We start from the raw sequence: 20,579 nt of genomic DNA, 5'->3' as shown, positions 1-20,579 counted from the left end.
ACTGTCTTCATTCTAGAGTACCCAACAATTAACAACAAAACCACGGTAATGTCATCCGGCTTTTATTTTTTTACGCTACTTTTGCATTGTTTTGATACCTTCATTCAATAAAATCATCACTTTCCCTCTGGTAATTCTGATCCGGTTTTACCAATGGTTTATTTCGCCGTTGCTTCCGAAGAACTGCCGTTACGAGCCTACATGTTCACATTATATGGTGAAAGCTCTGCAGGTTCACGGGCCATTCAAAGGTTTCTGGCTCGGCGTGAAAAGAATTGCAAGATGCCATCCCTGGGGCGGCAGCGGTTATGATCCCGTTCCCCCTAAAAACCATAATCATAATTAAACTACTAAAAAATAAAATAGAGATGAATAACATTTTTTTCAGGATTTATCTGTTTATACTGGTCTTTATGACACAATGCATATTTGCCCAGGACTATCCGGACGGCATGTCTGAGGGAACCTTACAGGTCAACTCCTCCAGTATTCCCGTAAAGATTTACGCGACTACGGAAATCGGAGACCTCAATACCTTTGCCGATAAAAGAACTGAAGGCAATACGCTTGTTATTCTTAATGAATCGAATTTTGAACCCGGATACTTTAATTACAGCGCTGCAACGATGGAAAAGTTCGGACAGGCAGGATATCAGTTTTTTGATAAGGACTTCAGGATGGTTAAATTGCCTGTCACCAAAGAAAATGCTGAAAAATTCAAGTACGCGGTAAAAACTTCAAAGCCTGTTGCCGCTACGGATCAGGTAAAGCTGGAAACACCGTTCAAAATCTGGGATCCTGCAAAGGGCATAAAACTGGGACCAATTACCCTGCACTTTTACAGCCTTATGTTTATTTTCGCGTTTGGTTTTGGCTACCTCCTGATGTCCAGGATATTTAAGATTGATAATGTGAATCAGAAATACCTTGAGCCTCTGTTCACCTGGACTCTGATCGGAACGATCCTGGGAGCAAGGTTAGGCCATGTCATTTTTTACCAGCCGGAACTGTTCAAAGAGGATTTCTGGAGCGTGTTTTTACCCATCAGTACAAAAGGCGGACTTAAATTCACCGGATTTTCGGGACTAGCCAGCCATGGCGCCACCATTGCACTGATATTCACGACTTTGTATTATTCATTCAAAATTATCAAAAAGAACCCGTTCTGGGTATATGACCGTCTGGGAATCGTTGTTGCCTTAGGAGGAGCTTTTGTTAGGATGGGTAATTTTTTCAATTCTGAAATCATCGGGAAACCGGTAGATCCTAATTCCCCATTTGCCTTATTGTTCCCACAGCAAAGCAGTGAATATGGAGTAACCGTTCCTCGATACCCTAGCCAGCTTTTTGAAGCGTTCGGCTATGTATGCCTGTTTATATTGCTGTGGATCCTGTATAGGAAAACAAATAAAAAATACCAGCAGGGATGGCTGTTCGGACTGTTTTTCATCATTCTGTGGGCCATCAGGTTTTTCGTAGAATTCCTGAAAATGCCTCAGGGTGACGAGTTTATCCAGATAGGATCTTTAAACACAGGACAGGTATTATCAATACCTTTCATGATTGCCGGGGTGATCATCATGGTAATATCTAAAAAGTTCACCATTACCCAGGCTGAGAACGAAAAACCGGATTAAATTCACGGGTACCAAAAAAAACAAAAGGCAAATCTACATCTGTAGCTTTGCCTTTTTCGCTTTATAACTTAACGGTTACTTTTTTATTCAGCTCTTCGAAAGCATGGCTTAAGGCATCGACTACATCTGTTGGCAGCATTGATTCCTTTGAATATTTCTCAGCCGCAAAATCCGCTGCCTTTCCGTGAAGCCATATGCCTAATATGGCAGCATGCTCTTCGGTATATCCCTGTGCCAGAAGTGAAGTGATAATTCCTGTCAAGATATCACCGCTTCCACCTTTTGCGAGCCCTGAATTCCCGTTGATATTATAAAATACCGTACCATCTGGGCTTACGATCTGAGTATGATGGTCTTTGAGTACAATGTAAATTTTATGCTCTGCCGCTTTTTTACGGGCAAGCTCCAGCCTTTCAAATGAATTGTCCGTTTTCCCAAACAGTCTTTCAAATTCCTTGGGATGGGGTGTAAGTATAGAATTTTCAGGAATCAGCCTGAGGTTTTTTTCATCTTCTGCCAGGATGTTAAGGGCATCTGCATCGAGCACCAGAGGCTTTTTATACTTTTTCAGGAATTTTATCAGTGCTACCACGGTTTGCGGTTCCCTGCCCAACCCCGGTCCAATTCCATATACGGCATCTTCATCAGCTTCAAAATGAGTGAGGCATCTGTCACCACTTTCCATAAACATGGCCTCGGGGCACAAAGTCTGCAAAATTTCATATCCACAGGCCGGAGCCAGCGTAAATGTGAGTCCTGCACCGGTTTTGAGAGCCGATTTTGTAGCCAGCACTGCTGCGCCGATCTTCCCGTAACTTCCTGCCGTTATCACTACTTTTCCAAAGCTTCCTTTATGAGTAAAATCTTCCCTGGGCATGAAGATACGCTCTACGACAGTATTATCTATAACACAGTCATCGGCATCTGTGGCAGCAATAAAATCTTCGCTCATATGAATATCAAGGATGATGACCTTTCCGGTAAATTTTCCTGTCTCGGGATGAAGGAAACTCTTCTTCCAGAACTGAAAACTCAGGGTATAATCTGCTTTAAAGACCACAGAATCTTCCTTTATGGCGCCATCAGCCGGAAGGCCGGACGGGATGTCTATGGCAATCCTGATATTCGACATTGTATTCAGATGGCTAACCACTTCTGCATAATCTTCCTGCAAAGGCCTGGAAAGCCCGGTCCCGAAGAGCGCATCAATGATAATCGTCTTGCTGTCAAAACGGTAGTTAAGCTTATCTTTAAAACTTTTTACTGACAGGCCGGGAATATCCCTCAGCTTTTTCAGGTTGGCTGCAGCATCTTCAGAAAATTTAGCTTTAAGGTTGTTGGTAAAGATCTCCACATCAAAGCCTTTGGAATGCAGCAGTCTTGCTATGGCAAAGCCATCACCTCCGTTATTGCCCGTACCGCAGAAAACAGCGATGTTCTTGTGGCTCTTGCAGTGCTCGGCAATCCAGTTGGCGCAGGCTACTGCAGCTCGTTCCATCAGCTGTACGGATGAGACTGGCTCATGCGCTATGGTATATTGATCACATTTCCGGATGTTTTCGGCAGTAAATACTTTCATGGATATTTTAAATTTGGTCAGAATAAGGTACGAATATTTTTCCATCCGGGAGGAATTTCGTCCCTGTATCGGGATTAAATAGTCATTAGAGTAGATAATTTTGCGATAAAAGGCATAAAATATCTGAAAAATTTTATATTTTTAAAATCATTTTAAAAAATATTAAAAATATAAATTATGGGATTGATTAAAGAATTCAAGTCTTTTGCCTTTAAAGGCAATGTGCTGGACCTGGCTGTCGGTGTAATCATAGGAGGTGCTTTTGGCAAAATAGTTTCTTCATTAGTAGAAGATGTGATCACTCCGCTGATCCTTAATCCAGCACTGAAGGCGGCCGGCGCGGAAAATATATCAAAACTGTCGTGGAACGGGGTTACGTATGGTAATTTCCTTTCAGCGGTGATCAGTTTCCTGTGTATCGCCATCGTTCTTTTCTGGATTGTAAAGGCAGCCAACAGGATGGTACGCAAAGAAGAGGCTGCTCCGGCAGGACCTACTCAGGATCAGAAATTACTCATGGAGATCCGGGATATCCTTAAAAGCAAAAATACATTATAATAAAAATACCTCCGTAAACAGGAGGTATTTCTCTTTTATTTTACAACAAGATTTTAGTGAATCTGTAAGATACTGCAAATCTGCTCTGCCAGAGATAACCCTATCCTGTCCTGTGCTTCAAGTGTAGAGGCACCGGTGTGGGGCGTAAGGGAAATCTTCGGATGGTTTAAAATAGCTTTAGAAGGTGTTGGCTCATTAATGAATACATCAAGACCGGCAAACCTTACTTTTCCGGAATCCAGGGCATCGATCAGGGCAGCTTCGTCTATCACTCCTCCTCTGGAACAGTTGATGACTGACACACCGTCCTTCATGCTGTCGAATTCATTCTTACCGATCATATAGCCATCCTTCTGTGCAGGAACATGAAGGGTAATAAAGTCCGAATGCTTAAGAACCTCCTGTAGAGGCTCGGTTTCAATATCCACATTGATGAACTGGCTGTTATAAAATTTAACCTTGATGCTTGCCCTTCCTACATTGTTATCCGCAGCAACCACTCTCATTCCCAATCCTAAAGCTATCCTGGCTACTTCCTGGCCGATTCTTCCCATTCCTACAATACCTATGGTCTTTCCGCGCAGCTCTATTCCTGCCGCGTATGCTTTCTTAAGGCCTGCAAAATCAGTATCTCCGGAAACCGGCATTTTTCTGTTGGAATCCTGCAGGAATCTCGCGCCTGAAAAAAGGTGCGCGAATACCAGCTCTGCCACAGATTCTGATGAAGCTGCAGGAGTATTGATGACATGGATGCCTTTTTCTCTGGCATAATCCACATCTATATTGTCCATTCCTACACCCCCTCTTCCGATGATCTCCAGAGACGGGCAGTTGTCAATCAGGTCTTTTCTTACCTGGGTGGCGCTACGTACCAGCACGGTACGGATTTTATGTTCGTTAATGTAATCCATCAGGAATTCCTGAGGTACCTTAGTAGTGATCACCTCAAAGCCCTTTTCAGTAAGTGCGTCAATGCCGGATTGGTCCAGGCCGTCGTTTGCTAAAACTTTCATAAATACTTTATCATATTGTTATAATCCAACCGGCCTCTTTTAACCTCCTACAGATTAAAAAAGGCCGGCCTTTCAATTCAATTTATTCGTCTTCTTTAAAAACTTCGATGGTTACCTGTTTTTCCACAAGGTCGGTAAACCTTCCTTTATATCGTGTAGCCCTCACCAGGTGGTTATCTATCCAGTGGTAGTTTCCGCCCCTTGGCTTTCCGCAAAGCACACTGTGGTATTTGAATCCGTGCTTATCCAGCCAGTCGATGGTAATCTGCTTCAGGTTTTCGGTTCTGGAAGTGAAAAAGCAGATCTGGTGCCCTTCGTCATACCATCTGTTGATGGTTTCAAGCGCGTCCGGAAAAGGCTCGCAGGTCACCATTCTTTCAGGCTCCTCGTTAGGAACATCTTCCGTGATGGTTCCGTCTATATCGATCAGGTAATTTTTAATTCCGTCCTTCAGAATAGGACTGATGTGGTCTTTGTGTTCTAACTCCATTATTACGATTTGAACCACGAAGTTAAGGTTTTTGTGTGTAAAAAGCATGTTAAACTTATCTTACATTTAAAATATCCGCAATAAAGGCCTTTCTGCTGTTTAAACACAAGTGCCACAATATCGATAAGCATCTCTATCCTTTAAGCCTTTAAGCTTATGATATTCATCAAAAATTTCCAAAATACATTTATTAGGCTTACATTTGTGGGGATGGAAGAATTCGTAGTTTTAGTAAATCCCGGCGATGAGGTTCTTGGCCTTATGGAAAAGCAGCAGGCCCATATCAACGGACTGTTGCACCGTGCTTTTTCCGTTTTTTTATTCAACAGAAAAGGCGAAATGCTTCTGCAAAAAAGGGCGACAGGAAAATACCATTCTCCTAACCAATGGACCAACGCCGTATGCTCGCATCCGAGGTCCGATGAATCTTATCTGGAAGGCGCCCGCCGCAGGGTAAAGGAAGAACTGGGCATAGATGTGGAACTCTCTGAAAAATTCAGTTTCATTTATAAAGCAGATGTTGGCGGCGGATTGTGGGAACATGAGCTGGACCACGTATTCGTAGGATTGTATGAAAATGAATTCCGCCTTAACCCGGAGGAAGTGGAAGAAGTACGCTATGTATCCATAGAAGAACTGGACCGTGAGCTGTCTGAAAACCCTGAACATTTTACGGAGTGGTTCAAAATTATTTTACAGGAATATAAAGATCACTTTACATTATGAAAAATATATTTGGAGCATTCTTATTGTTTGTCGCAGGTTTGATGTATGCTCAGACTGTGCCTACAAAGGTCTACGAAAACGATCACTACTCTATTTCCTATCCTGAAGGCTGGAAGCTCACGAATGACAGTGATATCATCAACATTTTTCCCGGTAATGAAATCGGGGCTGTTACCATTTCGGAATACCATGACCTGAATCTTCCGAAGACAGAAACCAAAAAGTTCATCATCGACCTGTACAAATCCGGTGATGATGAATCTAAAGTAAAAAGCAGGGGCAGCAAAAAAGGATATACGGAATACCTGTATGAATACGCAGATGAAAAGAACAAGCTTTTCTGGGTAACCAAAGTCTTCCAGAAAGGCAAAGACCTCTATCTGGTTTCCATAAACTGCGAACAGAAATACTGGAACGGCAACTACAGCAAGCTGTTCAGCGAATCCCTCAATAGTTTTAGCGTAAAGAAATAAAATAAACAATAAAAAATGAAGAAAACAGCCCTGTACGACAAACATGTTTCTTTGGGAGCGAAGATCGTACCTTTCGCAGGATTTGAAATGCCTGTGCAATATTCAGGAGTTACCGAAGAGCATTTTGCCGTAAGAGAAAAAGCCGGAATATTTGATGTTTCCCATATGGGACAATTTTTTGTGGAAGGTCCGGGGGCCAGGGAACTTTTACAATGGGTAACCACCAATAATGTTGATGCTCTGGAAAACGGAAAAGCACAGTATTCATGCCTTCCGAATGAAAACGGAGGGATCGTGGATGACCTTATCGTATACAAAATGGAAGACGATAAGTATTTTGTGGTTGTTAATGCGTCCAACATCGATAAAGACTGGGATCATATTTCAAAGCACAATACATTCGGGGCAAAGATGACCAACGCCTCAGACGAGATGTCTTTGCTTGCCATTCAGGGGCCTAAAGCTACCGAAATCCTGCAAAAACTTACAGATACTCCTCTTTCAGATATTCCTTACTATCATTTTACCGTAGGTTCTGTTGCCGGTGTAAGTGATGTAATCATCTCAAATACGGGCTACACAGGAAGCGGCGGTTTCGAAATCTATTTTAAGAATGAATCGGCTGAAAAACTCTGGGATGCCATCGTAGAAGCAGGAAAAGAAGAAGGCATCATCCCATGCGGACTGGCTGCCAGAGATACCCTGAGGCTAGAAAAAGGATTCTGCCTGTACGGAAATGATATTGATGACACTACGTCACCAATTGAAGCAGGATTGGGATGGATCACCAAATTCGATAAGGATTTTGTTTCCAAAGAAACTTTCGCCAAGCAGAAAGAAGAAGGAGTAACCAGAAAATTGGTTGGCTTTGAATTAACCGACAAAGGAGTTCCGAGACATGATTATCCGGTGGTAGATGCCGAAGGTAACGTGATCGGTAAAGTGACCTCAGGGACTCAGTCTCCGATGAAGAAAATCGGTTTGGGACTGGCTTATGTAGATAAACCGCATTTCAAACTGGGATCAGAGATCTTCATCCAGGTGAGAAACAAAAATATTCCTGCAAAAGTGGTGAAAGCCCCTTTCGTGTAAGGATCAGATAACTAAAAATAAAAGCCGTTTCATGATTTTTGAAGCGGCTTTTTATTATTTTTAGATAAGCACTCCGCGCTTATCCTTTATCCCCCTTAACCACTCCAGCTTCAGCCTAGGAATAATTGCTCCCATCCTATTTATAATCAGTCAATTAAATTAATATTTGAGTTGTGATAACTAAGTCAAATTACTCTGTAAAGTATTCTACCACTCTTTTACTTATTACTATCAAACTCTTCAACCCGAAATTTCTCTAATCTTTCACTCTAAATCTCTACTTCTACTCAACTCACCGATACACCAGAATATCTTTTACCACCTGCTTTCCGTAAAACTTTTCCTCAGATTCAGAAAAATAAAACTTATTCAGTTGATTATTCCTATTCACTGTACGATAGGACAAAGGAGAATCCCAGATGATCAGCATCTTGGTTTCGTTCATTACGGGATAATTCAGGGTATAGAACCGGAAGACAGATTTTTCCAGGATATCATTGTTATGTATTCCGGGAACAGTCCATACGGTTTGTGGTTTTATGAGGACCATTTTGCTTAAAAGAACAGAGAATGGCCTGCCGATATATTCCTTCTTATGGTCTTCAAAGGTTTTGAGATAGGATAAAGTATCCAGTACGGCAGGCTTAACCTTACCGGCATCGGGTAGCGGCAGTTTCTTTTTCTGGCCATGCAGGGGAAGACAGGCTGAAAAGGATATCAGCAGGACTGAAACAATTCTTTTGACTGAATTCATCATTTAGTCGGTCCCGAAAAATGTCCTGAGATCAGCAATGGTCTTCTGGTCATTGCCAATGAAAATCTTTTCATCAGTGATAAAGACAGGGCGTTTCAGAAAAGTGTAATGCTCGAGCAGCAGCGATTTGAAATCCTTGTTCGCCAAGTGCTTTTACATCCAGGTTCCTGAGTTTGATCTGGGTAGACTTCTTGCTGAACAGGGCTTCGTATGAGCCACTTTCTTTATGCATTTCCTCCAGTTCTTCTTCCGTTACAGGATCCTTTTTTATTTCCCGCAGGTCCCAGTCCGCCAGGTCAAACTGGGCCATAATTTTCCGGCAGGTATCGCATGTTTTCAAGTAAAATACTTTTTTCATTGTTGGTTTCTTTTGTTTAAGTTGCCTTTTTCAGGAATTTCAAAGGTCAAAAGTAGGATTTAATCTAAAATTCCGGAAATTATTAAATATCTTTATTCGAAATTTTTCAGCATGCAGAATAAACCTATCACTTTCCAGTTCATTTCCGAGCCTTCGGATGTCAACTACGGAGGCAATGTACACGGCGGAAGCGTCATGAAATGGATCGACCAGGCCGGGTATGCCTGTGCCACCACCTGGAGCGGGAATTATTCCGTTACCGTTTATGTGGGCGGAATCCGTTTTTACGATCCTATCAAAATCGGTGAAGTGGTCAAGGTAGATGCGCAGGTTATTTATACGGGAACCTCAAGCATGCATATTGCCATCAACGTATTCTCCAGAAACCTGAAACAGCCGGATTTTGAGAAAAAAACCCACTGCATCATTGTGTTTGTTGCCGTAGATGAAAACGGTAAAAAACTGCCGGTTCCCAAATGGACTCCCGAAACGGAGGAAGAAAAGCAGCTTGAGCAATACGCCAAACGCCTGATGGAACTGAGAAGCCAGATTGAAAACGAAATGAAACCTTTCCTGTAAGACGTATGCAGAGAAAAGATTTCATCAGGCTTTCATCATTAGGACTCTTAGGATTATACTCCTGCGGAATGACATATAAAAAGAACTATCACCAAAACGGAACATTAGGCATTCAGCTGTATACGGTACGCGACGCGCTTACTGCCGATCCTGAAAAAGCGTTGGAAAAACTCGCTGAAATGGGCTTTACTGACCTGGAAATTTATGGCTATAACGGGACATTTTTCGGCCGTACAGGAAATGAATTCAGATCCATCCTGAAAAATACCGGTCAGCGTGTGGTCAGTTCACACCATACCACAGGAATGGCACATCCCGACCAGGGGACCTTATTGCACGGCTGGGAAAAAGCGGTGGAAGATATGCAGGATATAGGTGCGGAATACATGGTATGCTCTTATCTTTTCCCTGAAGAAAGGACTTCGGAAAACTACCATAAGCTGCCCGATCTGCTTAACACAGCAGGAACGGTTGTCAGAAAAGCCGGAATGCAGTTGGCCTACCACAACCATGATTTTGAATTTGAAAGAATGGACGGCGCCGGAAATGTGTATGATTTTATCCTGGAAAATTCCTCCCCCGAACTGGTAAAAATGGAGTTAGACCTCTACTGGATTGCCAAAGCAGGATTAGACCCGCTTACTTATTTTGAACAATATCCCGGCAGGTTCCCGCTCTGGCATGTCAAGGATATGAAGGCAGGAACAAAAGATTTTACTGAAATCGGAAACGGCACCATTGATTTTAAAACGATTTTTGAAAAAAAGAAACAAGCCGGCCTTAAACATTGGTTCCTAGAGCAGGATTTCAGCGATAAGGATATTTTTGAAAGTATTACCATTAGCAAAAAGTATATCCAGAATAACAATTATTTTTATTAAAACCTATACATACTGAAAATCAAAATCTATCCCATGTATTTCCTCATTCAAACTATATGATCCCATAAGATTTGAAAAATCAAGAACCTTAAAAATGCTTCTGAAAACCAGAGGGAATACATCAGAAGGAAGATCAGTTCTTATTTATGATTTTATTATTAAAAATGATTATCTTCGCATCCTACAGGGAAATGGTGTTCTTCCCTACCCAACCGCCCCGTTTCAGACGGGACTGATGACGCCTGATTAAGAGATTATCAACCGTAATTGAATCAGGAACTTATGTCTATACATCAGCGAAATTTCAGTAAGATTTTATTATTTAACATCAGGTTTTTCTTCAGGAAATACCCCGCATTGCCCTATGTGCTTAAATGGCTGTGCATCAGCCTGATCATCGGAGCATTAGTAGGAAGCGCTTCCGCAGGATTCTTGATTTCCCTTACCTGGGCCACGGATTTCCGGGAACAGCACCTGTGGCTGATCTGGCTGCTGCCCTTCGCGGGTTTGGCTGTAGGGCTTTTATACCATTACTGGGGAAAAGATGTTGAAGCCGGGAACAATCTTCTGCTGAGTACCCTTAATAATCCTGAGGGTACTATTCCCCTGAAGATGGCTCCTTTTGTGTATCTGGGAACCCTGATGACGCACCTGTTCGGAGGCTCAGCAGGCCGTGAAGGAACGGCTCTTCAAATGGCAGGAGCTATAGCGGATCAGTTGGCAAAACCTTTCAGGCTTAACCGGAATGAAAGAAAGACATTGCTGACGGCAGCCATAGCTGCCGGTTTCGGATCTGTTTTCGGCACGCCGCTGGCCGGAGCCGTTTTTGCACTGGAAATATTATTCATCGGGAAAATCCGGTACCATGCTATCTTTCCGGTTTTTGCTTCTGCAATACTGGCCAGCATCATGACCGATCTATGGGGTGCACAGCATACCCATTACCCTATCGGAAAAATTCCGTCTCCCGGCTTTTTACCAGTAGTGTACAGTATTATTGCGGGAATGCTTTTCGGGATCTGTGCGGCAACGTTCAGCAAACTGCTCCATAGAATCAGTGCTGTGTTCAGAGCAAAGATAAACTATCCGCCGCTACGGCCTTTGATCGGTGGGATCATAATTGCAGCAGCCGTTTTTTCTTTAGGAACAACCCGCTACATTGGTCTGGGCATTCCTGTCATTACCGAATCCTTTGAACATAGGCTTCCTGTTGACGATTTTGCTTTAAAAATAGCCTTTACCATCATCACCCTCGCCGCTGGCTTTAAAGGCGGGGAAGTAACGCCGCTGTTCTTTACCGGGGCTGCATTGGGGAGCGCTTTATCCCTGTTTATCCCACTTCCGTTCGGACTATTGGCCGGAATGGGTTTTGTAGCGGTATTTGCAGGCGCTACAAATACTCCTCTTGCCTGTATCCTGATGGGTATGGAACTCTTCGGTGCCGAATGCGGCATCTATGTAGCTGTTGCCTGTGTGGTTTCCTATCTTTTTTCCGGGCATAACAGCATTTACTCGCAGCAGAAAATCGGTTCAGAGAAAAACAGCAGGTACCGTAGTGACCGGGACAAAAGCTTTTCTGACCTTTAAACCAAAATACAGAAGCGTTCCGGAAATCCGGAACGCTTCTGCGTATTAAATGTGGAAATGTTTTTTAATTTCTGATCCTCAGCATTATATCTTATCATTGCAGGTATAGACCTGTGGACAGGCAGTATACTTTACACAGTAAGAAGGACCTGTAACGGCACCTGAGCAGCTGCACTTGCACTGGCTTAGATCCGGGTTTCCGCTTACTCCACCTGTAATGTTTCTAAGATCTGACTTTCCTAATTTTTTAGCGTTTCTAAAAATGTTGTTTGACATGTGATTTGGATTTTTATAGATTAAACAAATTGTTTGGTCTGTTTCAAAGTTAAACAAATATTAATTATTCACAGCATAATTTAATATTAATTTATGAATTATTTATTATAATTGCTTTATCGTATTTAAAACGGAGAAAGCTTCATAAATATTTCTTAAACACCTATTAATTATTCCGTAAAATCAAGATCCTTATCATGGGTTTCAGATATGGTAAGGGAGGAATAGAAGGCAAGCCCGAATACAATTACCCCTAGTATTGCGGCACTCACCACAACGGAAAAGTCCCTCTTAAAAGAATCAAAAGCAAAAATCATGACCGGAACCAGCCCTCTGACCATATTCGGAACCGTGGTTGTTGCCGTATTTCTGATATTTGTTCCGAACTGCTCTGCTGCCAGAGTCACGAACATCGCCCAATAACCTGTTCCAAGACCAAGCCATACACAAAACAGATAATACTTCGTTTCAGAATCCGTATTACCAAAAAGCATGATAGCCACCCCGATGACCGTAAAAACCAGCATATAAAAAATAGCCATTTTACGTGATTTTAAAACATGCGAAATAAAACCGCTCAGCAAATCTCCCACGGAAATACCTACATACGCCCACATAATGGCTTTACCCGGGCTGATGTTAGTGATTCCCAGTTCAGGGGCAAACTGATTGGCCAGAACAGCCAGGATGCCGATGCAATACCAGGTGGGGAGCCCCACTGCAATGCATTTCATATACCGTATAAAACGGTCTTTATGGGTAAAGAAGGACAGAAAATTTCCTTTTGAGACTGCCTTATGCTCCATCGTCCTATAAATACCGGATTCTGAAACGCTGATCCTGAGGAAGAGGAGCACAATTCCCAAAATACCTCCGATGATATAGGAAATATTCCATCCTCCGGCCAGCTCTACGGTAAGCTGGGCAACTACGGCTCCCATCAGTCCGAAACCGGCTACCACAGATGTTCCTATCGCCCTCAGATTCTTTGGCAGGCTTTCTGAAACCAGTGTAATACCTGCTCCGAGCTCTCCGGCCAGTCCGATACCCGCAATAAACCTCAGGGCCGCATACTGGTATTCCAGGTGCGTTTTAGGGAAATAAGGCAGAAAACCGCAGGCAATATTGGCAAGTGAATACACCAGGATGGATCCGAACAGTACGGAAAGCCTTCCTTTCTTATCCCCAAAGATCCCCCAGAACACGCCCCCGATGAGCAAACCGGTCATCTGGCAGTTCAGGATGAATGTCCCGTCAGTATCCGGATTCAGTCCTAAAGCTTTCAGGCTCGGGATCCGCACAATGCCGAACAAAAGCAGGTCATAGATGTCTACAAAATATCCTAATGCGGAAATAATCACGGGGATGGAAAGAATATGTTTCAGTTTTGATGATAAAGAAAGTTCCTGCATACTGCGTTTTTAATTTGGATAAAAATAAAAAACCTTCCAGTTTCCTGAAAGGTTTTTTATCAAATATCTTTTTTGTCTGATTATCTCGCAATATTAACGGCTCTGGTCTCTCTGATCACAGTCACTTTCACCTGTCCAGGATAGGTAAGCTCGTTCTGGATCTTTTCGGAAATATCGTAAGAAAGCTGGGAAGCGATCTCATCATTTACTTTTCCGCTCTCTACCATTACTCTTAGCTCTCTACCTGCCTGAATTGCATAGGCACTGGATACCCCGTCAAAGCTCAATGCAGCGGATTCAAGATCCTTCAGCCTCTGGATATACGATTCCAGCACCTGACGCCTTGCTCCCGGTCTTGCTCCTGAAATAGCATCGGCTACCTGGATGATCGGAGACAACAGAGACTTCATTTCAATCTCATCGTGGTGGGCTCCGATGGCATTTACCACCTCAGGGTTTTCACCGTATTTCTCAGCCCATTGCATTCCCAGTAAAGCGTGAGGAAGTTCAGATTCCTGTTCAGGAACCTTACCGATGTCATGTAAAAGACCTGCTCTTTTAGCCAGTTTTACGTTCAGCCCTAATTCAGCAGCCATGGTAGCCGCGATATTCGCCACTTCTCTGGAGTGCTGCAAAAGGTTCTGACCATATGAGGAACGGTATTTCATTCTACCGATGATCTTGATCAGCTCAGGGTGCAACCCGTGGATTCCAAGGTCAATAATGGTTCTTTTTCCTACCTCGATGATTTCTTCTTCAATCTGTTTCCTTGTTTTTTCTACCACTTCCTCAATCCTAGCCGGGTGAATCCTTCCATCGGTTACCAGTCTGTGCAGGGATAATCTCGCAATTTCCCTTCTTACAGGATCAAAGCAGGAAAGAAGAATGGCTTCCGGGGTATCATCTACAATGATCTCAACACCGGTTACTGCTTCCAGGGCTCGGATGTTTCGCCCTTCCCTTCCGATGATTCTTCCTTTTACCTCGTCAGATTCAATGTTGAATACGGAAACAGAGTTTTCAATTGCCTGTTCGGTCCCGATTCTCTGTATGGTCTGGATAACGATTTTTCTGGCTTCGCTTTTGGCATTTAACTGAGCTTCTTCCATGATGCTCTGAACGTGCGCCTGTGCTCTTGTTTTTGCTTCAGCCTTCATAGTTTCCACCAGTTCTGCTTTGGCTTCCTCTGCGGTATAATTAGCTATCTTTTCCAGGACTTCCACTTTCTTAGCTGTAGCGGTATCCAGTTCGTGCTGTTTCTTTTCTAAGATTTCATTCTTCTTGGCGTAATCTGCAATCTGCTTATCAAGGTCTTTTTCGAGTTTCCCTACTTTACTAAGGTCATCATTAAGCTTATGCTCTTTATCTTTAATCCTCTTCTCAACTTCCTGCATTTTCTTTTCGCGGGCCTGGATATCGGCATCATGTTGAGATTTCAATTCCAGGAATTTTTCTTTAGCCTGAAGGTTTTTCTCTTTCTTTATGGATTCAGCCTGTACATTGGCTTTTTCTATAAGGTTTTCGGCATTTTTCTTGGCATCATCAATAATGAATTTCCCTTTAGTATTAAGTGAGCTTTTAGAGAACAGGATCCCTGCTGCTGCACCGATTACCAGGCAAATAGCGCCGATTATAATTTCTATCATAATATATATTAAGTTTTAATTGTCTTTATACTTCTATTTTTTACATAAAAAAAGCCCACAATAATCCAGAGATTGAGAGTAAACTCCTAATCAACACGATTTGAACTGATTTTCATGGTCTGTAATCCGGACGAATCCGGCACGCCATTCCATGAACATTTGTCCGGTAATTGTTTAGCGTTGAGTTTACCTTTAATGTGTTAGAATTATTGTAGGCAGTCTTTCCGGGAAAAAAATCTATTCCCTGTTATCTTATTCCTTTACTTCGTTCAACGATTGTGCGATTTTGGCTAATCTTTCGCTCGCAGAATGTACGGTCTTATCGTAGTTCACAGATACCACTTCGGCATTGGTTCCCAGTTTGAGGGCACACATGGCCAGGGCATCCTGTTTGTCTCTTACATCAAAATTCTGTTCAAAATCTTTGATCATATTTTCAATCTGCTTCCCTACCTTGCGCAGTGTTTCCTCCTCTGCTGCCGGGACATTCAGCGGATATACCCTTCCGGCGATATTAATGGTTATTCTTCTTACTTCCATTATAATCCACTGTTTTGAAGCTGAGCAATACAGAAATCAATCTCTTTTACCAATCGGTTAATGTGGTTTTTCATTAGCCTGTTGTGTTCAGGATTTCCTGATATCGCTGAATAAAGTTTTATATGTTTTTGTTCTTCTGCTAATACCTGATTTCTCCTCCTCTCTTCATCATATTTCTTCTTCAGTTCTTCATGCTCCATATTCAGCTCTGAAAATTTTTCGGTAAGATTTCTGTAGCCTTTTTGCAGGCCCGCAATCTTTTTTTCCAGCTCTGAAAAATTGTTTTCTAAGTCTTGAAGCATTTCAGGTTTTATTCTAACTAGTAGCAAAAATAAAAAAATATTAACACTAACAAAAATAAAACTCCCTATATTTTGGAATACCACGAAAAAAGGATGCACTTTGTGCATCCTTCCCTATATTCCTATTTTTTTATTTATTCAAATTTCAGTACGAACATTACAGCCCTGGTCTGAAGCGTAGACATTGCAGCGGTCCAGTAAGGCGGTGTAGTGGCGTTATCTGCCACGATCTCGTTGTTCATGATGAACGTCCCTCTGATGGCTGGCGTGAGCTTGAATTTATTAAAGTAGAACTGGATCCCCATTTCTGCAGACCATGCAAAATTGTGGGTGGTGGATCTGAATACCTGCTGACGGTTGTCATCCGTAGAGTCTGAATTGGACTGCAGGTTTACAATATAATTTACCCCTGCTGCCACATAAGGCCTGGAGTTATACCATCGGTCACCATGAAGTTCTAATAATACGGGAACATCAACAAGAGTTGATTTTACCTCTCTTACCCTGTCTTTCTCCGTTAACGGAAAAGGAGTAAAAGGCGGGTTGGTCAAAGTACCATTAGCGTACTGGTCATTCGATTGTGTATTGAATGTAAGCTGCCTCTGAGCAAATTGCAAGCCTGGCTCCAATCTCAGGTCCAAATAATCGTTCAGCCTCCATTTACCGATCAATCCGGCTCCGAAGCTATAACTTTCTTTAGAGGTAACAAGATTCTGATTGCCATTCATACCGTATCTCGGGTTGAGGACGATGCGGTAATCCAGTCTATTGCCGTTTAAGTAGAACCCCCAGCTGAACGTCTGCTGATCAAACTCTTCCAGTCTGTCCATTCTGTTACGGGTTCTGAATTGCGCGTTGGATAACACGGCAACATTTACTGAGGCTAAAACCAGTGCTTTTAATAGAAATTTATTCATAGGTTACTTTGTTGCTTTATAAATTGTGGCTATACCTAAACTTAGTTTTTTATATTCAACTTTTTTAAATCCTGTATCTAAAAGAATTTGCTTCATTTTCTCCCCATACGGAAAAGCATTTACAGAATCCGGAAGATATGTATATGCCCTGTTGTCTTTAGACACCAGTTTGCCGATGGCCGGCAGGATGTTTTTAAAATAAAACATATACAATGGCCCCATGAAACCCTCAACCTTTGAAAACTCCAGTATATAAACACTCTTGTTATCCTTCACTACCCTTCTTAGCTCTGCTAAACCTTTGGTAAGATTTTCAAAATTCCTTACTCCGAATGCAACGGACACTGCATCAAAGCGGTTGTCTTCAAATGAAAGATTTTCCGCATCGCCCTTTTGCATTGAAATTTTGCCGTCTAAATTAAGTTTTTTTATTTTAATAACGCCAACATTTAACATTTGTTGCGATAAATCCAAACCAATTACCTTTGCCTGTGTACCTTTCTGAACGGCAATAGCCAGATCTCCCGTTCCTGTAGCCACATCCAGCACTTCGCGGGGTTCATCTTTTTTCATCCATTTCACCAGCGTATTCCTCCATAAAACATCAATTTTCATGGATAAAACATGATTCAGAAGATCATATTTAGGTGCAATATTGTCGAACATATCCTCTACCTGGCTCTTTTTGGTAGCCTCAGAATTGTAGGGGGTTACTTGGTTGATATCTTTTGCCAAAATTTAAAACTTATAATATTCTTTATAATAATTGATGAAATCCTGCTTCCTGAAAATTTTCGATCTGGATTCCACTTTCTGGATGTTTTTAATGAGCTTGTCATAATCTTCATCCACGTTATAGTAAAAATCGTCGGTATACAGTTTATTGAAGCGTTTGGGTGCTCCCAGGTACGGCTTTCCGTCGATCATGGTTTTACCAAGCTCCAAAAGTAATGAATCTTTCTTAAGGTTGTATCCATAATATTGGGTATTGATATAATAATCCTGATGGGCGATATTCAATAAGCCACGGATTTTATTCACTTCAAATGCCGAATCGTACAGCAATTTTTTATTCTGATCAAATACCTTGATGGAATTTTTACCTTTATCGAGATTTACAGGAACGGTCTGGCCTGCGGAGATGATGCCTTCTGAGCCATTGTTGATTTTAAAGTAAAAAGTACCGGAAGTGGGGTTATCTATAACGTAATAGTTTCTTTTTGCCAGAAAAAGGTAATAGATCCCAAAAGCAACCATAAACGCCACAACTGCAACTAATAAACCTTTCAGGGATGCGTTATTTTTCATAAGGGGTAAAGTACGTTTTTGCAAATTTAATAATATTTTTAATTCTTTCTTATTAAGATTAATTATTAACTTTGCATTTTTAAAAAAAACATATTAACGAATGCCGAATACGATCATTATTGGTTCCGGGTCTTATATTCCCAACCGAATTATTGGTAGAGATTTCTTTTTAGATTCAGACTTTTATACGGAAGATGGAATAAAGATTGACAAACCTGCTGCAGAAACTATCGGAAAATTTGTAGAAATTACTGAAATCGAAAACCGGAGATTCATAGAAGATGATCTTTCAAATTCACAAATCGGTTACGAAGCTGCCAAAAAAGCACTTGAAGATGCCAATGTAGATGGTGAAGAGCTTGATTATATTATCTATGCAAGCAATTTCGGAGAGGTTACGCCTTACGGGTATGCCGATTTTATGCCGACTATGGCTGCAAGAGTAAAAAACAAACTGGGAATCAGAAACAGAAAATGCATCACCTACGATATGCTCTTCGGATGTCCGGGATGGGTGGAAGCCATGATCCTTGCCGATACCCTGATCAAAGCAGGAACCGCTAAAACCATCCTTGTTATAGGTGGTGAAACATTAAGCCGCGTAACAGACCCTCACGACAGGAACAGAATGATTTTTGCCGACGGAGCCGGTGCCGTTGTAGTTCAGGCTACCGAACAGGAAAATGTAGGGATCATCGCGCATAATACCATCTGTGATAACGGGCCGGAGCTGGATTACCTGGCTAACGGACCTTCCATTAATAAAGAATCGGACCAGACCAGGCTGTTCGTAAGAATGCAGGGAAGAAAGATCTATGAGTACGCTCTTAAAAATGTCCCTGTAGCCATTAAGGAAACCATTGATGACGCAGGACTTTCCATTACTGATATTGATAAAATCCTGATCCACCAGGCTAATGCCAAAATGGACTATGCCATGATTGAAAGGCTTCATAAGCTGTATGACATCAAAGAATACAACCACAGCATCTCCCCAATGACAATCCAGGAGTTCGGAAATTCATCTGTGGCAACGATTCCTACCATGTTTGACCTTATCGTTAAAGGAAAAATGGAGGGTCAAACGTTTAAAGATAAAGGGAACATTGTGATGACTTCGGTGGGAGCCGGAATGAACATCAATGCCATTGTTTACCGATTTCCTTAAATCATTATTTTAATAGTAATAAATTCAGAAGCACAAGGAAGTTATTCTTTGTGCTTTTTTAAACCACCATATGCAAAAGAATTTTTTATTTATAGCAGCGCTTTTCCTTGTTCTGGAAGTCTATATCTACCAGGCGGTAAGAACCCTTACGGATAATTTCTGGCTCAGGCTGGGGTACTGGATTATCTCTCTGGCTATCTACGGTGTCTTCGCCTATGAAATTACCCATTTTCAACGCTCAGACAGAAATCCTTTCAGAATCCATCTGATGATTTCGCTGTTCCTTGTTGCCATTCTTCCTAAAATATTCATTGTTTTATTTCTGCTGATCGATGACATTTTCCGGACGGGAACCTATCTCATTGGCCTTACAAGACCGGATGAGCATCTTTTTCCAGAGAGAAGGAAGTTTTTAAGCCTTTTAGGTCTTGGTCTCGGCGGCGTGCTATCAGCATTGTTCATAGACGGGATCACATTCGGAAAATACAGGCATAAGGTGAGAAAGGTAACGGTAAAAATCAAGAACCTGCCTGAAAGCTTCAGAGGATACAAAATTATTCAGATTTCGGATGTACACAGTGGAAGTTTTTCCGACCCTTCAAAGCTCGAACATGCCATCCATCTGATTAACGAACAAAAGCCTGACCTGGTCCTGTTCACTGGGGATATGGTGAATAATGTTGCCGAGGAATTCAAGCCGTTTATCCCTCTTTTTTCTACAATAAAAGCCATCGATGGTAAATTTGCCGTGCTGGGCAATCATGATTACGCGGACTATGTTACCTGGAACTCCCTGGATGCGAAAAAGAAAAACCTGGAAACACTGATTGGGTATGAAAAAGAAGCCGGTTTTGAGATGCTGAGGAACGAGCACAGGATCATTGAGAAAAACGGCGAGAAGCTGTATATCCTTGGTGTAGACAACTGGGGGCTCAAACCGTTCCCACAGTTCGGAGACCTGGACAAGGCTCTTAAAAACGTCCCGGAATCTGCCGCAAAAATCCTGATGAGCCATGACCCTACCCATTTTGATTATGTCGTTAAAAAGCACCCGGGAAATGTCCAGCTGACCCTTTCAGGCCATACCCATGGCATGCAGTTCGGACTTGATCTGAAAAATATCAAATGGTCCCCGGTACAATACCGCTATCCGAAATGGGCAGACCTGTATGAAAGTGAGGGAAAAATGTTGTATGTAAACCGTGGATTCGGGGTATTGGGTTATCCGGGAAGGGTGGGCGTTTTGCCTGAAATTACGCTTTTTGAACTTGCTTAAAAACATC

The 20,579-nt window shown here is 42.1% G+C and carries 23 protein-coding genes, 1 pseudogene and 1 riboswitch; of the genes and pseudogenes, 11 read left to right on the top strand and 13 right to left on the bottom strand.

Annotated features, from left to right (window positions below):
* Positions 1 to 91 precede the first annotated feature (91 nt).
* Positions 92 to 346, top strand: coding sequence for a membrane protein insertion efficiency factor YidD (yidD, locus tag QE404_RS03925; RefSeq protein WP_307446756.1), 255 nt, complete (start codon positions 92 to 94; stop codon positions 344 to 346).
* Positions 347 to 770: 424 nt separating this feature from the next.
* Positions 771 to 1,637, top strand: coding sequence for a prolipoprotein diacylglyceryl transferase (gene lgt, locus QE404_RS03920; protein WP_371935245.1), 867 nt, complete (start codon positions 771 to 773; stop codon positions 1,635 to 1,637).
* A 61-nt stretch (positions 1,638 to 1,698) separates the two neighbouring features.
* Here lgt and QE404_RS03915 read toward each other — a convergent pair whose 3' ends face one another.
* Positions 1,699 to 3,261, bottom strand: coding sequence for an NAD(P)H-hydrate dehydratase (locus QE404_RS03915; protein ID WP_307446753.1), 1,563 nt, complete (start codon positions 3,259 to 3,261; stop codon positions 1,699 to 1,701).
* Between the two features lie 132 nt (positions 3,262 to 3,393).
* Here QE404_RS03915 and mscL point away from each other — a divergent pair, with 132 nt between their 5' ends.
* The gene (gene mscL / locus QE404_RS03910) at positions 3,394 to 3,774 is read left to right on the top strand and encodes a large conductance mechanosensitive channel protein MscL (RefSeq protein ID WP_307446750.1); all 381 of its coding nucleotides are present in this window, start codon (positions 3,394 to 3,396) and stop codon (positions 3,772 to 3,774) included.
* A 53-nt stretch (positions 3,775 to 3,827) separates the two neighbouring features.
* On the opposite strand, the gene QE404_RS03905 is transcribed toward mscL, so the two are convergent.
* Together QE404_RS03905 and QE404_RS03900 are read right to left on the bottom strand one after the other, a co-directional pair.
* A complete protein-coding gene (locus QE404_RS03905; protein WP_307446748.1) occupies positions 3,828 to 4,787 on the bottom strand; it encodes a D-2-hydroxyacid dehydrogenase in 960 nt (319 codons plus the stop codon).
* Between the two features lie 82 nt (positions 4,788 to 4,869).
* The gene (locus tag QE404_RS03900; RefSeq protein ID WP_294206299.1) at positions 4,870 to 5,277 is read right to left on the bottom strand and encodes an LNS2 domain-containing protein; all 408 of its coding nucleotides are present in this window, start codon (positions 5,275 to 5,277) and stop codon (positions 4,870 to 4,872) included.
* Positions 5,278 to 5,487: 210 nt separating this feature from the next.
* On the opposite strand from QE404_RS03900, the gene idi reads away from it, so the two are divergent.
* Genes idi through gcvT form a run of 3 tightly spaced genes read left to right on the top strand, consistent with a single transcriptional unit; the run spans position 5,488 to position 7,568 of the window.
* Positions 5,488 to 6,003: an isopentenyl-diphosphate Delta-isomerase gene (idi, locus tag QE404_RS03895; protein ID WP_307446744.1), complete on the top strand. Its 516-nt coding sequence runs from the start codon at positions 5,488 to 5,490 to the stop codon at positions 6,001 to 6,003.
* The gene (locus tag QE404_RS03890; RefSeq protein WP_307446741.1) at positions 6,000 to 6,476 is read left to right on the top strand and encodes a hypothetical protein; all 477 of its coding nucleotides are present in this window, start codon (positions 6,000 to 6,002) and stop codon (positions 6,474 to 6,476) included. The genes idi and QE404_RS03890 overlap by 4 nt, the downstream gene beginning before the upstream one ends.
* Before the next feature lie 15 nt (positions 6,477 to 6,491).
* Positions 6,492 to 7,568 (top strand): glycine cleavage system aminomethyltransferase GcvT, encoded by a 1,077-nt coding sequence (gcvT, locus tag QE404_RS03885; RefSeq protein ID WP_307453717.1) that lies wholly within the window; start codon positions 6,492 to 6,494, stop codon positions 7,566 to 7,568.
* 292 nt (positions 7,569 to 7,860) lie between these two features.
* Here the strand turns inward: gcvT and QE404_RS03880 are convergent, their stop codons facing one another.
* Positions 7,861 to 8,325, bottom strand: coding sequence for a hypothetical protein (locus QE404_RS03880; protein ID WP_307446739.1), 465 nt, complete (start codon positions 8,323 to 8,325; stop codon positions 7,861 to 7,863).
* A pseudogene (locus tag QE404_RS03875) lies at positions 8,326 to 8,680 on the bottom strand (arsenate reductase family protein).
* Positions 8,681 to 8,791: 111 nt separating this feature from the next.
* On the opposite strand from QE404_RS03875, the gene QE404_RS03870 reads away from it, so the two are divergent.
* From QE404_RS03870 to QE404_RS03860, 3 genes are all read left to right on the top strand, one after another.
* The gene (locus QE404_RS03870; protein WP_307446735.1) at positions 8,792 to 9,259 is read left to right on the top strand and encodes an acyl-CoA thioesterase; all 468 of its coding nucleotides are present in this window, start codon (positions 8,792 to 8,794) and stop codon (positions 9,257 to 9,259) included.
* A 5-nt stretch (positions 9,260 to 9,264) separates the two neighbouring features.
* Positions 9,265 to 10,140, top strand: coding sequence for a sugar phosphate isomerase/epimerase family protein (locus tag QE404_RS03865; protein WP_307446732.1), 876 nt, complete (start codon positions 9,265 to 9,267; stop codon positions 10,138 to 10,140).
* Positions 10,141 to 10,318: 178 nt separating this feature from the next.
* Positions 10,319 to 10,392: riboswitch (Fluoride riboswitch) on the top strand.
* 30 nt (positions 10,393 to 10,422) lie between these two features.
* Complete coding sequence (locus QE404_RS03860) at positions 10,423 to 11,727, top strand: voltage-gated chloride channel family protein (protein WP_307446728.1); 1,305 nt, start codon at positions 10,423 to 10,425, stop codon at positions 11,725 to 11,727.
* Positions 11,728 to 11,811: 84 nt separating this feature from the next.
* Here the strand turns inward: QE404_RS03860 and QE404_RS03855 are convergent, their stop codons facing one another.
* From QE404_RS03855 to QE404_RS03820, 8 genes are all read right to left on the bottom strand, one after another.
* Entirely contained in the window at positions 11,812 to 12,003 is a 192-nt protein-coding gene (locus QE404_RS03855) for a hypothetical protein (RefSeq protein ID WP_307446725.1), read from the bottom strand.
* 170 nt (positions 12,004 to 12,173) lie between these two features.
* A complete protein-coding gene (locus QE404_RS03850; RefSeq protein WP_307453715.1) occupies positions 12,174 to 13,415 on the bottom strand; it encodes an MFS transporter in 1,242 nt (413 codons plus the stop codon).
* Positions 13,416 to 13,495: 80 nt separating this feature from the next.
* Positions 13,496 to 15,061: a ribonuclease Y gene (rny, locus tag QE404_RS03845; protein ID WP_307446719.1), complete on the bottom strand. Its 1,566-nt coding sequence runs from the start codon at positions 15,059 to 15,061 to the stop codon at positions 13,496 to 13,498.
* 252 nt (positions 15,062 to 15,313) lie between these two features.
* Positions 15,314 to 15,601 (bottom strand): cell division protein ZapA, encoded by a 288-nt coding sequence (locus tag QE404_RS03840; protein WP_307446717.1) that lies wholly within the window; start codon positions 15,599 to 15,601, stop codon positions 15,314 to 15,316.
* Positions 15,601 to 15,903 (bottom strand): hypothetical protein, encoded by a 303-nt coding sequence (locus QE404_RS03835; RefSeq protein WP_307453340.1) that lies wholly within the window; start codon positions 15,901 to 15,903, stop codon positions 15,601 to 15,603. Before QE404_RS03835 ends, QE404_RS03840 begins: the two co-directional genes overlap by 1 nt.
* 134 nt (positions 15,904 to 16,037) lie before the next feature.
* A complete protein-coding gene (gene porT / locus QE404_RS03830; protein WP_294214819.1) occupies positions 16,038 to 16,820 on the bottom strand; it encodes a type IX secretion/gliding motility protein PorT/SprT in 783 nt (260 codons plus the stop codon).
* Positions 16,821 to 16,823: 3 nt separating this feature from the next.
* Positions 16,824 to 17,555, bottom strand: coding sequence for a bifunctional demethylmenaquinone methyltransferase/2-methoxy-6-polyprenyl-1,4-benzoquinol methylase UbiE (ubiE, locus tag QE404_RS03825; RefSeq protein ID WP_307446712.1), 732 nt, complete (start codon positions 17,553 to 17,555; stop codon positions 16,824 to 16,826).
* A gap of 3 nt (positions 17,556 to 17,558) precedes the next feature.
* Positions 17,559 to 18,128 (bottom strand): hypothetical protein, encoded by a 570-nt coding sequence (locus QE404_RS03820; protein ID WP_307446709.1) that lies wholly within the window; start codon positions 18,126 to 18,128, stop codon positions 17,559 to 17,561.
* 100 nt (positions 18,129 to 18,228) lie between these two features.
* Between QE404_RS03820 and QE404_RS03815 the strand changes: the two genes are divergently transcribed.
* On the top strand, positions 18,229 to 19,296 hold the full coding sequence (locus tag QE404_RS03815; protein ID WP_307446707.1) for a 3-oxoacyl-ACP synthase III family protein: 1,068 nt from the start codon (positions 18,229 to 18,231) through the stop codon (positions 19,294 to 19,296).
* A 70-nt stretch (positions 19,297 to 19,366) separates the two neighbouring features.
* A complete protein-coding gene (locus QE404_RS03810; RefSeq protein ID WP_307446705.1) occupies positions 19,367 to 20,572 on the top strand; it encodes a metallophosphoesterase in 1,206 nt (401 codons plus the stop codon).
* The last annotated feature ends 7 nt before the right edge of the window (positions 20,573 to 20,579 follow it).

This window comes from Chryseobacterium camelliae (genome assembly GCF_030818575.1).
Taxonomy (GTDB): domain Bacteria; phylum Bacteroidota; class Bacteroidia; order Flavobacteriales; family Weeksellaceae; genus Chryseobacterium; species Chryseobacterium camelliae_A.
Note: the sequence above shows the minus strand (reverse complement) of the source record. Positions and strands in the feature narration are given on the sequence as shown.

What these genes read in the sequence shown, in the direction of transcription:
- mscL (WP_307446750.1), top strand. Translation starts at nt 3,394, where the DNA reads ATGGGATTGATTAAAGAATTCAAGTCTTTTGCCTTTAAAGGCAATGTG.
- QE404_RS03880 (WP_307446739.1), bottom strand. Translation starts at nt 8,325, where the DNA reads ATGATGAATTCAGTCAAAAGAATTGTTTCAGTCCTGCTGATATCCTTT.
- QE404_RS03835 (WP_307453340.1), bottom strand. Translation starts at nt 15,903, where the DNA reads ATGCTTCAAGACTTAGAAAACAATTTTTCAGAGCTGGAAAAAAAGATT.
- rny (WP_307446719.1), bottom strand. Translation starts at nt 15,061, where the DNA reads ATGATAGAAATTATAATCGGCGCTATTTGCCTGGTAATCGGTGCAGCA.
- QE404_RS03820 (WP_307446709.1), bottom strand. Translation starts at nt 18,128, where the DNA reads ATGAAAAATAACGCATCCCTGAAAGGTTTATTAGTTGCAGTTGTGGCG.
- QE404_RS03815 (WP_307446707.1), top strand. Translation starts at nt 18,229, where the DNA reads ATGCCGAATACGATCATTATTGGTTCCGGGTCTTATATTCCCAACCGA.
- QE404_RS03840 (WP_307446717.1), bottom strand. Translation starts at nt 15,601, where the DNA reads ATGGAAGTAAGAAGAATAACCATTAATATCGCCGGAAGGGTATATCCG.
- QE404_RS03850 (WP_307453715.1), bottom strand. Translation starts at nt 13,415, where the DNA reads ATGCAGGAACTTTCTTTATCATCAAAACTGAAACATATTCTTTCCATC.
- gcvT (WP_307453717.1), top strand. Translation starts at nt 6,492, where the DNA reads ATGAAGAAAACAGCCCTGTACGACAAACATGTTTCTTTGGGAGCGAAG.
- QE404_RS03855 (WP_307446725.1), bottom strand. Translation starts at nt 12,003, where the DNA reads ATGTCAAACAACATTTTTAGAAACGCTAAAAAATTAGGAAAGTCAGAT.
- QE404_RS03865 (WP_307446732.1), top strand. Translation starts at nt 9,265, where the DNA reads ATGCAGAGAAAAGATTTCATCAGGCTTTCATCATTAGGACTCTTAGGA.
- QE404_RS03860 (WP_307446728.1), top strand. Translation starts at nt 10,423, where the DNA reads ATGTCTATACATCAGCGAAATTTCAGTAAGATTTTATTATTTAACATC.
- idi (WP_307446744.1), top strand. Translation starts at nt 5,488, where the DNA reads ATGGAAGAATTCGTAGTTTTAGTAAATCCCGGCGATGAGGTTCTTGGC.
- QE404_RS03905 (WP_307446748.1), bottom strand. Translation starts at nt 4,787, where the DNA reads ATGAAAGTTTTAGCAAACGACGGCCTGGACCAATCCGGCATTGACGCA.
- QE404_RS03810 (WP_307446705.1), top strand. Translation starts at nt 19,367, where the DNA reads ATGCAAAAGAATTTTTTATTTATAGCAGCGCTTTTCCTTGTTCTGGAA.
- QE404_RS03870 (WP_307446735.1), top strand. Translation starts at nt 8,792, where the DNA reads ATGCAGAATAAACCTATCACTTTCCAGTTCATTTCCGAGCCTTCGGAT.
- porT (WP_294214819.1), bottom strand. Translation starts at nt 16,820, where the DNA reads ATGAATAAATTTCTATTAAAAGCACTGGTTTTAGCCTCAGTAAATGTT.
- QE404_RS03900 (WP_294206299.1), bottom strand. Translation starts at nt 5,277, where the DNA reads ATGGAGTTAGAACACAAAGACCACATCAGTCCTATTCTGAAGGACGGA.
- QE404_RS03890 (WP_307446741.1), top strand. Translation starts at nt 6,000, where the DNA reads ATGAAAAATATATTTGGAGCATTCTTATTGTTTGTCGCAGGTTTGATG.
- QE404_RS03915 (WP_307446753.1), bottom strand. Translation starts at nt 3,261, where the DNA reads ATGGAAAAATATTCGTACCTTATTCTGACCAAATTTAAAATATCCATG.